At 67.4% G+C, this 12,329-nt stretch carries 9 protein-coding genes; 7 read left to right on the plus strand and 2 right to left on the minus strand.

Features of this window, described 5'->3' with window-relative positions; translation table 11 throughout:
* Nucleotides 1-27 precede the first annotated feature (27 nt).
* Genes hflK through QQK43_RS09640 form a run of 3 tightly spaced genes read left to right on the plus strand, consistent with a single transcriptional unit; the run spans nt 28 to nt 2,511 of the window.
* Nucleotides 28-1,407, plus strand: a complete 1,380-nt coding sequence (gene hflK, locus QQK43_RS09630) for an FtsH protease activity modulator HflK (protein WP_284307591.1) — start codon at nt 28-30, stop codon at nt 1,405-1,407.
* 15 nt (nt 1,408-1,422) lie between these two features.
* Nucleotides 1,423-2,310: a protease modulator HflC gene (gene hflC, locus QQK43_RS09635; protein ID WP_234262819.1), complete on the plus strand. Its 888-nt coding sequence runs from the start codon at nt 1,423-1,425 to the stop codon at nt 2,308-2,310.
* A gap of 12 nt (nt 2,311-2,322) precedes the next feature.
* On the plus strand, nt 2,323-2,511 hold the full coding sequence (locus tag QQK43_RS09640) for a DUF2065 domain-containing protein (RefSeq protein ID WP_234262820.1): 189 nt from the start codon (nt 2,323-2,325) through the stop codon (nt 2,509-2,511).
* A gap of 69 nt (nt 2,512-2,580) precedes the next feature.
* Here the strand turns inward: QQK43_RS09640 and QQK43_RS09645 are convergent, their stop codons facing one another.
* Together QQK43_RS09645 and QQK43_RS09650 are read right to left on the minus strand one after the other, a co-directional pair.
* On the minus strand, nt 2,581-3,831 hold the full coding sequence (locus QQK43_RS09645; RefSeq protein WP_234262821.1) for a branched-chain amino acid ABC transporter substrate-binding protein: 1,251 nt from the start codon (nt 3,829-3,831) through the stop codon (nt 2,581-2,583).
* A gap of 64 nt (nt 3,832-3,895) precedes the next feature.
* Nucleotides 3,896-4,591, minus strand: coding sequence for a TetR/AcrR family transcriptional regulator (locus tag QQK43_RS09650; RefSeq protein ID WP_284307592.1), 696 nt, complete (start codon nt 4,589-4,591; stop codon nt 3,896-3,898).
* 84 nt (nt 4,592-4,675) lie between these two features.
* Between QQK43_RS09650 and QQK43_RS09655 the strand changes: the two genes are divergently transcribed.
* The 4 genes from QQK43_RS09655 (at nt 4,676) to QQK43_RS09670 (ending at nt 12,329) form a co-directional block, all read left to right on the plus strand.
* Nucleotides 4,676-6,307, plus strand: a complete 1,632-nt coding sequence (locus QQK43_RS09655; RefSeq protein WP_234262823.1) for an AMP-binding protein — start codon at nt 4,676-4,678, stop codon at nt 6,305-6,307.
* Complete coding sequence (locus tag QQK43_RS09660; protein ID WP_284307593.1) at nt 6,304-9,669, plus strand: acetyl-CoA carboxylase family protein; 3,366 nt, start codon at nt 6,304-6,306, stop codon at nt 9,667-9,669. Before QQK43_RS09655 ends, QQK43_RS09660 begins: the two co-directional genes overlap by 4 nt.
* An 82-nt stretch (nt 9,670-9,751) precedes the next feature.
* On the plus strand, nt 9,752-10,924 hold the full coding sequence (locus QQK43_RS09665; protein ID WP_234262825.1) for an ATP phosphoribosyltransferase regulatory subunit: 1,173 nt from the start codon (nt 9,752-9,754) through the stop codon (nt 10,922-10,924).
* Between the two features lie 19 nt (nt 10,925-10,943).
* A complete protein-coding gene (locus QQK43_RS09670) occupies nt 10,944-12,329 on the plus strand; it encodes an adenylosuccinate synthase (protein WP_234262826.1) in 1,386 nt (461 codons plus the stop codon).

The raw sequence follows: 12,329 nt of genomic DNA on the forward strand, positions 1-12,329 counted from the left end.
TTTTCGTTTGAATCGAGAAGAGAACTCATGGACCTGAAGCTGCAAACCCCTGGGACGGCCTTGTCCGCGCTGGCCGCTGGCCTGCGCCGGATCGGGAGCCGCCTGCCGGGCGTTTTCAACCTCAACGATCCGCGCTGGGGGCGGGGCGATGACAACGCGGGCGGCGATCAGCGTCCCTCTGGCGAGGACCCGCCGCGCCCGGGGGGCAACCGGCCTCAGGGCCCGAATCAGGGGCCGCCGGATCTGGACGAACTCTGGCGCGACTTCAACCGCAAGCTTGGGGGGCTCTTTGGTGGTGGCAACGGGGGCGGTGGCCGCCGTGGTGGGCAGGGCGGAGGCTCGGGCCCGTCCGGCTTCACGCCCGACCCCAAGACCACCGGCATCGGCGTCGGGCTCATTGCGGGGGTGGCGGCGCTGATCTGGCTCGGTACGGGCTTTTTCATCGTGCAGGAAGGCCAGCAGGCGGTGATCACCCAGTTCGGGCGTTACCACAGCACCGTCGGAGCAGGCTTCAATTGGCGCTTGCCGTATCCGATCCAGGGGCACGAGACCGTTTCGGTGACGCAGTTGCGCTCGGTCGATGTCGGGCGCGACACGATCGTGCCGGCCACCGGCATCCGTGAGTCGTCGATGCTGACCGAGGACGAGAACATCGTCGACATCAAGTTTGTGGTGCAGTACCGCCTGAGCGACGCCCGAGCTTTCCTGTTCGAGAGCCGCGATCCGGACGCCGCCGTCGTCAAGGCGGCCGAAACGGCGGTGCGCGAGGTGGTGGGCAAGATGAAGATGGATGCTGTGCTCGCCGAAGAGCGCGATCAGATCGCACCGCGCGTGCGCAATCTGATGCAGACCATTCTGGATCGCTACAACGTCGGGATCGAGATCGCCGGCGTGAACCTGCAGCAAGGTGGGGTGCGCCCACCCGAACAGGTGCAGGCCGCATTTGACGATGTGCTCAAGGCCAGCCAGGAGCGGGATCGTGCCAAGAATGAAGCCGAAGCCTATGCCAACGATGTGGTACCGCGGGCCCGCGGTACGGCATCGCGCCTGAAGGAGGAGTCCGAAGGTTATCGCGCCCGTATCGTGGCGCAGGCCGAGGGTGATGCGCAACGCTTCAAGTCGGTGTTGGCCGAGTACCAGAAGGCCCCGCAGGTGACGCGCGACCGCATGTATGTCGATACGATGCAGGAGATCTACGCGAATGTCACCAAGGTTCTGGTCGACAGCAAGTCGGGCTCCAACCTGCTGTATCTGCCGCTGGACAAGATCCTGCAGCAGAGCCAACAAGCCAGCCCGTCGGCCGCTGCAGCCGCCACGAGCTCTTCGACACCCGTGACGACATCGCCCTCGCTGCCTTCAAGCAACAGCAACGCCGGTGCCCGCTCGCGCGAGCGCGAAAGCCGCTGAGGAAGGGCCAACACCATGAACAAATTGGGTTTTTTCATCACTTCCGTGCTGGTGGCGTTGGCCATCGGCAGTTCCATGCTCTTCGTCGTGGACCAGCGCCAGTTCGGCGTGCTGTTCCAGCTCGGCCAGATCAAGCAGGTGGTTACCGAGCCGGGGCTGAACTTCAAGCTGCCGCCGCCGTTCCAGAACGTGTCCTACATCGACAAGCGCCTGCTCACCCTGGAAAGCAACGATACCGAGCCGACGCTGACCGCCGAGAAGCAGCGGGTGGTGATCGACTGGTACGTACGCTGGCGCATCAGCGATCCGCAGGCCTACATCCGCAACGTCGGCCTGAACGAAGCCGCTGGCGCGCTGCAGCTCAACCGCGTGGTGCGCAACTCCTTCCAGCAAGAGGTCAACAAACGCACGCTCAAAGAGCTGCTGAACACGCAGCGTGAGCAGCTCATGGCCGACGTCAAGAAGGAAGTGCTGGAGTCCGTGCGTGGTGCCGACAAGCCCTGGGGCATGGACGTGGTCGACGTGCGCATTACCCGCGTGGATTACGCGGACACCATCACGCGTTCCGTCTACGACCGCATGGAGGCCGAGCGCAAGCGCGTGGCCAACGAGCTGCGGTCCACCGGTTTTGCCGAGGGCGAGAAGATCCGCGCCGAGGCCGATCGCCAGCGCGAAACCATCGTGGCCGAGGCCTATCGCGACGCCCAGGCCATCAAGGGTGATGGCGATGCCAAAGCCAACGCCGCCTACGCCGAGGCCTTCGGCCGCGACCCGGCATTTGCCCAGTTCTACCGCAGCCTGGACGCCTACAAGGCCAGCTTCGCGGGCAAGTCCGACGTGATGGTGATCGACCCGTCGTCCGACTTCTTCCGCGCCATGCGCACGCCGGCACCGGCTCGCTGAGCCTGCTGCACGGTGGGCGACCTGCTCTGGCCTGCTCTGGCTCTGATGCTGGTGTTCGAGGGGCTATTGCCCCTCATCGCACCCCAGGCCTGGCGCCGCGTGTTCTCGGAGATGTTGCGCTTGCAGGACGGGCAGATCCGTTTTTTCGGTCTGCTCAGCGTGGGAGGCGGCCTGCTTCTGTGGTGGTTCTTGCAGCCCTGAGTGCCGAGGGTCGCTTGACTTTCGTCGGCGGCCCTCGATCGTCTGGTCAGCAGGGATTGGCCAACGGGTTCAAGGTCGCTGCATCTTGCATTCCGTGCCCTGCGCCAGTTCGTTGCCGCTGTAGGCCGCTTCGGTACGGAAACCGTACCGCGTACCTTCCCAGCCGACGCGCACCGACTTGCCATCCACCGGGGCAATGGTGTTGACCACCTGGGGCAGCAGCAACTGGTGGTCTTCCGCCCGCATGCGCACCGGGCCCACGGTGGAATCGAAGGTCAGATCTTCCAGTGCACGCGCCACCTTGACGGTTTCCGTGCTGCCGGCCTTGTCGATGGCGGCCACCAGCATGCGGGGCGTGAGATCCATGCGCGGCGAGAGGAAGTCCTTGCCCGTGCGCGCTTTGTAGGCCTTTGCGAGGGCGTCGACCTGGGGTGTGCCGGCCTGGCCCGGATGCCATTCGGCCACCCAGGTCAGCTGGCCGGTGCCGGTGGCGGCCACCGCGGCAACGGTGCCGGGCATCGAGCCCGCACTGTGGTTGAAAAAGCGCAGATTTTCCCCGGCTTCGGCAGACGCTTTGAGCAACAGGGTCATGTCCTGGCCCCAGTTGCCGGTGATGACGGAGTCCGCGCCGGCAGCCTTGATGTTGGCCACATAGGGCGCGAAGTCCTTGACGCGACCGATCGGGTGCAAGGCCTCACCCACGAACTGGATGTCCGGTCGCGCGAGTGCAAACAACTGTTTGCCGTAGCTGGCCCACTGCCGGCCGTGGGCGTAGTCCTGGTTGAGCAGGTAGGTCTTCCGGATCTCGGGCGTTTTCTTGACGAAGTTGGCGATGGCCTTCATCTTCATCGCGGTGTTGGCTTCGGTCTGGAAATGCCAGAAGCTGCAGGCTTTGCCCGTCAGTTCGGGGTCGATGGACGAGTGGTTGAGGATCAGAACCTCTTTGCCGGGGTTGCGCTGGTTCCAGCGGTTGGCGGCCTGGATCAGGGCGGCCACGACCGATGAGCCCGAGCCACCGGTGACGATGGCTTTGGCGCCCTGGTCGACCGCTGACTGGAAGGCACTCTGGCTTTCCTGGGCAGAGAGCTTGCTGTCGAACTGCAGCAGCTGCAGCTTGATCTGGCCCTTGAGGGCTCCGCCCTGGTTGTTGAGGTCGTCCACCGCGTACGCGACGTGGGTCAGCATGATCTCGCCCACGTTGCCGAAAGGCCCGGACAGCGGGTCGATGTAGGCGAGCTTGTAGGTTTCCTGGGCGTGGGCGCCGCCGCAGGTCATGAGGGTGGCCAGGGCCAGGGGGGTGAAGGTGCGCCGGATGGGCATGTTGTCTCCTGTTGGGGTGATGGTGGCCGCGCGGTGGCGCGGCGGGGAAACGGTGGACCCGATTTCAGGGCGAGCTGGAGCCGGACGGTGGGTTCGCGGTGGGGGGCGTCCTCGCGGCCACGCCAAGCAGGCGCATCGCCAGTTCGGTCAGTTCGTCGGTGACCGCTTCCGGCGAAAGGCGGCCATCGGTTCGGTACCAGCTGTAGAGAAAGCCGGGCAGGCTGCACGCGGCCAGTGCGGCCAGCTTGGCATCGCGGAAATCGAGGTCGCCGTCCCGGCGCGCCTGTTCCAGCAGCGGCACCAGCCGGTCGTAGAAGTGGTTGGCCAGGCGTTTGACCGCGGCGAGGTATTCGGCGCGGTAGACCTGCGGTTCCCGGTAAGGGAAAAACGCCGCGGGGTGGTTGGCAATGGTTGCCCGGATCAGGCGTTGCAGGCCTTCGCGCACCTTCTCGCTGGCGCGACGGTCGTCGAGGTCGGCAAAGTCCAGTGCGGTGAAACATTCCACCGAGGGACGCCAGGACAGCGTCTCGAAGATTTCCTGCTTGTCCTTGAAGTAGTAGTAGACGAACGGCTTGGTCACGCCCAGCGCACGCACGATCTGCTCGATGGTGGTTTGCGCGTAGCCCTGCGCGGCGAACAAGGTCTCTGCCACACGCAGGATCCGTTCGCGCTGCACGTCCGTGCCGGCGGTGGTGGCCCGTTGCCGGCCACGCTTGGCGGCGGCTTGGGGTTTGCGAGCTGTCTCCAAAGTTCTACCCATCGGTAGGATTGTTCCGTCAAGATGGCTCCCACGCAAGAGCCCGACCGCCGGACCAGGCTAGCGCTAACCCTGAAAGACGACACCATGGAGACACCCCAAAACCTTGCGCCGCGCCCCCAGAAGCCGCTGCACGAGTACCTGCGCCAGCACGCACGCGAGCGCCCTGACCACCCAGCGTGCATCTGGTACGGCCAGGCCATTTCCTGGGCCGAACTGGATCGGGCCAGTGATGCCTTTGCCGCGCACCTGCAGGCTCTGGGTGTGGCCAAGGGCGAGCCGGTGGTGCTGTTCCTCAACAACTGCCCGCAATACCTGGTGGCCCATTTCGGCATCCAGAAGATCGGGGCCATCGTCTGCCCCAGCGGACCGCTGAACAAGGAGCACGAGCTGGCGTACCAGGTCAACGATCTCCAGGCACGGGTGATCGTGGCGGCCGACAACCTGCTGCCGGTGGTGGAGAAGGTGCGTGGACAGAGCGCGTTGCAACACGTCTTCGGCGTGCGCTACACCGACTGGCTGCCCGAGCAGCCCACGCTGGACCTGCCACCCGAGCTGGCGGCAACTGCCCAGACGCCCGTTGCCTGGCCTGCCGGCGTGGAAGACTTCTGGCGTGTGATGCACGAGGACGCCCGGCCACAGGCGGTGGACATGGCGCTGGACGACGTCGCGCTCATGACTTACACCTCGGGCACCACCGGCCTGCCCAAAGGCGCGATGCTCAGCTACGGCAATGCGCTGTTCAAGACCACGGTCTGCGCCGACTGCAACGGCGTGGGCGGTGACGACGTGCTGCTGTCGGTGGCGCCGCTCTATCACATTGCTGGCATGCTCATGGGCGTGAACGTGCCGGTGATCACCGGGGCCAGCAGCGTGCTGCTGCACCGTTTCGACCCCAATGCTGTGCTGCAGGCCATTGCCACGTACCGCGTGAGCTGGTGGTACAGCATCGCGCCGATGAACGTCGCCTGCATGCAGGTGCTGCAGGCAGCGGGGCCTGGCGCATTTGATCTGGGCAGCCTGAAGAGGAATCCGGTCACCAGCTTCGGCATCGCGTTCACCGAATCGCTGGCCACGCAGTGGCAGTCCTTCGCGCCCCACTGCCTGTCGCAAGAGGCGGCGTATGGCCTGAGCGAGACCCACACCTGCGACACCTACACCCCGGCGGGCAAGGCCAAATGGGGCACGCAGGGCATCGTCGCGCCGGGCGTGACGATCCGCATTCTCGACCCGGACTCGGGCCAGGAGCTGCCCGTGGGTGAAGTGGGTGAAATCGTGCTGACCAGCCCGGGGGTGTTCAAGGGGTACTGGAACAAGCCGGAAGCCACGGCGGCGACGCTGCGCGACGGCTGGGTCCACACGGGCGACATGGGCAAGATGGACGCCGAGGGCTATCTCAGCTTCATCGGCCGCTTCAAGGAAATGATCAAAGTCTCGGGCTACAGCGTCTTCCCGGAAGAGGTCGAGACCATCCTCATCAAGCACCCGGCCGTGGCGCAGGCAGCGGTCATTGCCGAGCCCGACGCCGAGAAGGGTGAGGTGGTCAAGGCCTTCATCGTCAAGAAGGCTGGCGCCGAAGTGTCGGCCGAGGCGCTCGTGGCCTGGTCGCGCGAGAACATGGCGCTCTACAAGGCGCCGCGCCATGTGCGTTTCATCGATGCGCTGCCGGCCACGGGCGCCGGCAAGGTGCTGCGTCGTCTGCTGAAGGATCTGGCGTGAGCGAAGCACTGTTTTTTCGCAAGGTGTTGATCGCCAACCGGGGCGAGATCGCGGTGCGCCTGGTGCGGGCGTTGCAGGACCTGGGCATCGCGAGCGTGGCCGTGTACGCGCGCGACGATGCGCAGGCCCTGCACGTGCGGCTGGCCGACACGGCGGTGGCGCTGGACGCAACCGGTCCTTCGGCCTATCTCGACATCGAGGCGCTGCTGAAAGTGGCGCGGGAGCAGGGCTGTGACGCGGTGCATCCGGGTTACGGCTTTCTGAGCGAACGGGCCGACTTCGCACAGGCATGCGCCGCCGCAGGACGGGTGTTCATCGGCCCGACGCCGGAACAGCTCGCGCTTTTTGGCGACAAGGCGCGGGCCCGCGCGCTGGCTGCGCAGTGCGCGGTGCCGGTGATGCCCGGCAGCGAGGGTGCGGTGACGCTGGCGCAGGCGCAGGCCTTCTTCGCGCAGCAGGCGACCGAAGGCGCGGGCATGATGATCAAGGCCATCGGTGGCGGCGGCGGCCGGGGCATGCGCGCGGTGCTGGATGCTGGCGAGGTGGCCGAAGCCCACGCGCGCTGCACCTCCGAGGCGCGCGCCGCGTTCGGCGTCGACGGTGTGTACGTCGAGCGCCTCATGACCCGCGCGCGCCACATCGAGATCCAGGTGCTGGGCGACGGCCAGGCGGTGGCGAGCCTGGGCGAACGCGAATGCACGCTGCAGCGGCGCTTCCAGAAATTGGTCGAGATCGCGCCCAGCCCCATGCTGTCGGCCGACCTGTGCGAGCGCATCACGCAGGCCGCGCTGTCCATGGCGCAGACCGTGGGCTACCGGGGCCTGGGCACCTTCGAGTTCCTGGTCGACGAGACGGCCATCGAGCCGCCGCCGGGCCACCCCAAGGCGGCGAGCGTGGGGGCCACATCCCTGCCGTTCGTGTTCATCGAGGCCAATCCGCGTCTGCAGGTCGAACACACCGTGACCGAGGCCGTGACCGGGCTGGATCTGGTGCAACTGCAACTGGGCGTGGCGGCGGGCCGCACGCTGGCCGATCTGGGCGTGGCCCCCGGTCGCACCGCGCCCCAGAAGGGCTTCGCGATCCAGTGGCGCATCAATGCCGAGACGCTGGACACCCAGGGCCAGGCCCGTCCTTCGGGCGGGGCACTGGCCCGCTTTGACCTGCCCAGCGGGCCGGGCGTGCGGGTCGATACGCACGGTTATCTGGGTCTGGCGCCGTCGCCCCACTACGACACCCTGCTGGCCAAGCTCATCGTGGCCAGTCCTTCGCCGAGTTTCGGCGACGCCTTGCGGCGCTCGCAGCGCGCGCTGGCCGAATGCCGCATCGAAGGCATGGCCAGCAACCTCGGGCTGCTGAGGGCGCTGGCCGAGCAGCCCGAATTCGCCGCCCAGGCGGTGCACACGCGTTTTGTCGAAGAGCGGTTGCCGCCGCTGCTGGCGCGGGCCGCGTCGCTGGCAACGCCGGAGCCGCCGTCGCTCGCGGCGCAGCCGGTCGCCGGCGGGGACGGGCACCCTGTCGAAGACGATGGCCGCCATGTCCGCGCCCCCATGCCGGCGCGCCTGGTGCAGTTCGAGGTCGCGGTGGGCGACCTGTTGCCCGCCGGCGCGCAGGTGGGCGTGCTCGAAGCGATGAAGATGGAGCACCTGATCCACACGCCGCACGCCGGCCGCGTGATGGCGCTGCTGGCCCAGCCGGGCGACTATGTGACCGAAGGCCAGCGTCTGCTGGCGCTGGAGCCGGTCGAGGCCGGCGAGGTGCAGGCGGTGACAGCGGTCGCGCTCGACCCCGACGCCATCCGCGGCGATCTGCAGCGGGTGATCCACCGCCATGCGCCCACGCTCGACGCCCACCGGCCGGTCGCCGTGGCCAAGCGCCACGCGCAGGGCGGGCGCACGGCGCGCGAGAACGTGGCCGACCTGTGTGACCTGGCCGACGATCCGGGCAATTTCCTGGAGTACGGGCAACTGGCCATTGCCGCCCAGACGCGGCGCCGCAGCCTGGAGGACCTGGTGGCCAACACCCCGGCCGACGGCATCGTCACCGGCATCGGGTGTGTCAATGCGCGCGATTTCGGCCCCGAGCGCTCGCGCGCGGTGGTGATGGCCTACGACTACACCGTGCTGGCCGGTACCCAGGGCATGCGTAACCACCACAAGCAGGACCGCATGCTGGCCATTGCGCACCAGTTGCGGCTGCCGGTGGTGCTGTTTGCTGAGGGCGGGGGCGGGCGGCCGGGCGATACCGACATGCCCATCGTTGCCGGGCTCAACAACCACACCTTCAGCCAGTTCGCGGCCCTGTCCGGCAAGGTGCCGGTGGTCGGTATCGTGCACGGGCGCTGTTTCGCGGGCAACGCGGCGCTGCTGGGCTGCAGCGACGTGATCATCGCCACGCGCGCCAGCAACATCGGCATGAGCGGGCCGGCCATGATCGAGGGCGGTGGTCTGGGGACTTTCCGTCCCGAGGAGATCGGGCCCAGCCACGTGCAGTCGGCCAACGGCGTGATCGACGTGCTGGTCGAGGACGAAGCCGAAGCGGTGGCGGTCGCCAAGCGCTACCTGGGCTACTTCCAGGGGGCTCTGCCGCACTGGGACTGCCCCGACCAGCGCCTGCTGCGCCACGCTGTACCGGAAAACCGGCTGCGGGTTTACGACGTGCGCGCCGTGCTGGAAGGGCTGTTCGACAGCGGCTCCGTGCTGGAACTGCGCGCCGGCTTCGGCGCCGGCATGATCACGGCGCTGGCCCGCATCGAAGGGCGGCCGGTGGCGGTGATGACCAACAACCCGCACCACCTGGGTGGCGCGATCGATGTCGAGGCGGCCGACAAGGCCGCGCGCTTCATGCAACTGGCCAATGTGCACGGTCTGCCCATCGTTGCGCTGGTTGATACCCCGGGTTTCATGGTCGGCCCCGACATCGAGGCGCAGGCGCAGGTGCGCCACGTCTGCCGCATGTTCGCCGTCGCCTCGCACCTGCGGGTGCCGTTTTTCTCGGTGGTGCTGCGCAAGGGCTACGGCCTGGGCGCGCAGGCGATGACGGCGGGCGGCTTCGATGCGCCGGTGTTCAACGTGTCCTGGCCCAGCGGCGAGTTCGGTGCCATGGGGTTGGAGGGGGCGGTGCGCCTGGGCTTCCGCAAAGAGCTGGAAGCGGTGCCGGCCGGGCCGCAGCGCGACGCCCTGTTCCAGTCCCTGGTGGCCCAGCAATACGCCAACGGCGAGGCCATCAACATGGCGCAGACGCTGGAGATCGACGCCGTGATCGACCCGGCGGAAACCCGCGCCTGGCTGGTGCGCGGTCTGGCTTCGGCGCACCGGGTGACCGCCGGGCAGGGCGCCCCCGCCGCCTATGTCGACACCTGGTGATTTCGGGGGGCGTTGTCCGAATAACGGCAGGGGCCCCACGGGGTCGGTAAAATGCCGTTTTTAACAGCGCCCCACCATGCCCATGTCTGCCTGGGTCCTGCCGGACCACATTGCCGATGTCCTGCCTTCCGAGGCGCGGCACATCGAGGAACTTCGCCGGGGATTGCTGGACACCGCCCGTGGCTACGGCTACGAGCTGGTCATGCCCCCGCTGATCGAACACCTGGAATCGCTGCTCACCGGAACGGGCGAGGCGATGGGCCTGCACACCTTCAAGCTGGTGGACCAGCTCTCCGGCCGCTCGCTCGGCCTGCGGGCCGACAGCACCCCCCAGGTGGCCCGCATCGACGCCCATTTGCTCAATCGCCAGGGGGTGACCCGCCTGAGCTATTGCGGCCCGGTGGTGCACACACGCATCGACCGGCCCACCGCGAGCCGCGAACCGCTGCAATTCGGCGCTGAAATCTACGGTCACGCCGGTCTTGAGGCCGATCTGGAAGCGCTCGAACTGGTGCAGGCCTGCCTGCGCAGCGCCGGTGTGCAGCCGCTCTGGCTGGATCTGGCCGATGTGCGCGTGATCGATGCGGTGCTGGCGCCGGTGGCGCTTGACGCTGGCCGCACCAGCGCCATTCACGCTGCGCTCGCGGTCAAGGACGTTGCCGCCCTGCGCGAGCTCTCCCGTGATCTGCCGGCGGCGGTGCAGCGCGATCTGTGCACGCTGCCGCAGCTGTTCGGTGATGCGGGCGTGATCGAGGAAGCCCGGCGCGTGCTGCAGCCCTCGGCCGCGCTGGCCCAGGCGCTGGACAGCCTGGCCTGGTTGACGGCCCAATTGCAGACGCAGCCCGCGCTGCGCCTGTCGGTCGACCTGGCTGACCTGCGTGGCTACGCGTACTACACCGGCATGCGTTTCGCCGTGTTCGCACAGAACCCCAAGGGCGAGCCGGTGGAACTGGCGCGCGGTGGCCGGTACGACGAAGTCGGCGCCGTTTTCGGGCGCAACCGCCCGGCCGTGGGCTTCAGCCTGGACCTCAAGGAAATCGTGGCCGCCGTGCCGCCGCGCCCGCTGGTGGCTGCCGTGCGCGCGCCCTGGGGCATGGATGCCGGCCTGCGCCAAGCCATTGCCGACCTGCGCCGTCAGGGCCAGACGGTGGTGTGTGTGCTGCCCGGCCATGAGCACGAAGTCGATGAATTCCATTGCGATCGCGAGCTGGTCCAGGACCCTGCCAGCGGCGCCTGGACTGTGAAAACCCTTTAACCGGAATCTGCAACAGATGATGAACAACAGCCGCGCCGTGCAACCCGGGCGCAACGTGGTCGTGGTCGGCACCCAATGGGGCGACGAAGGCAAGGGCAAGCTGGTCGACTGGCTCACCGAAACCGCCACCGGTGTGGTGCGCTTCCAGGGCGGGCACAACGCCGGCCACACGCTGGTGATCAATGGCGTGAAGACCGCGCTGCACCTCATTCCCAGCGGCATCATGCGCGCCGGGGTCAAGTGCTACATCGGCAACGGGGTGGTGCTGTCGGTGTCCAAGCTGTTCGAGGAGATCGCCGGGCTGGAAAAAGCCGGCGTCGAAGTGCGTTCGCGCCTGCGCGTGAGCGAAGGCTGCCCGCTGATCCTGCCGTTCCACGCCGCGATCGACGTGGCGCGGGAGGCGGCCAAGGTCAAGGCCGGCGCCGAGAAGATCGGCACCACCGGGCGCGGCATCGGTCCGGCCTACGAAGACAAGATTGCCCGCCGCGCCCTGCGCGTGCAGGACCTGAAATACCCCGAGCGCTTCGCCAGCAAACTGCGTGAACTGCTGGCGCTGCACAACCACGTGCTCAAGACCTTCCTGCATTCGGCCGACATGGCCTGGGACGAAAAGACCCTGTCGTACATGCAGGACGGCGAGATCCAGTTCGAGCCGGTGTACGCCGAAGCGATGCAGCAGGCCGAACTGCTCAAGCCCATGATCGCCGACGTGTCGCGCGAACTCAACGAGGCTCACAAGGCTGGCGCCAACCTGCTGTTCGAAGGCGCACAGGGCACGCTGCTGGACATCGACCACGGCACCTATCCGTTCGTCACGTCGAGCAACTGCGTGGCGGGCAACGCCGCCGCCGGTGCCGGCGTCGGCCCCCAACTGCTGCACTACGTGCTCGGCATCACCAAGGCCTATTGCACCCGCGTGGGCGGTGGTCCTTTCCCGACCGAACTGGAATGGGAAAAGGAAGGCACGCCGGGCTGGCACATGAGCACCGTGGGGGCCGAAAAGGGCGTCACCACCGGCCGTTCGCGCCGCTGCGGCTGGTTCGACGCTGCGCTGCTCAAGCGCTCGGCCCAGGTCAACGGCCTGTCGGGTCTGTGCATCACCAAGCTGGACGTGCTCGATGGCCTGTCGGAGCTGAAGCTGTGCACCGGCTACCAGCTCGACGGCGAGGTGGTCGACATCCTGCCCATGGGCGCCGACGACATCGCTCGCTGCCAGCCGATCTACGAAACGCTGCCGGGCTGGACCGAGTCCAGTGTGGGCGTGACCCGCTATGAAGACCTGCCGGTCAACGCCCAGCGCTACCTGAGCCGCATCGAGGCCACCACGGGCGTGCCCATCCACGTGGTGTCCACCAGCCCCGATCGCGACCACACCATCCTCATCCACCACCCCTACGAAGTCTGA

It is taken from the genome of Hydrogenophaga electricum, from assembly GCF_030160815.1.
Taxonomy (GTDB): domain Bacteria; phylum Pseudomonadota; class Gammaproteobacteria; order Burkholderiales; family Burkholderiaceae_C; genus Hydrogenophaga; species Hydrogenophaga electricum.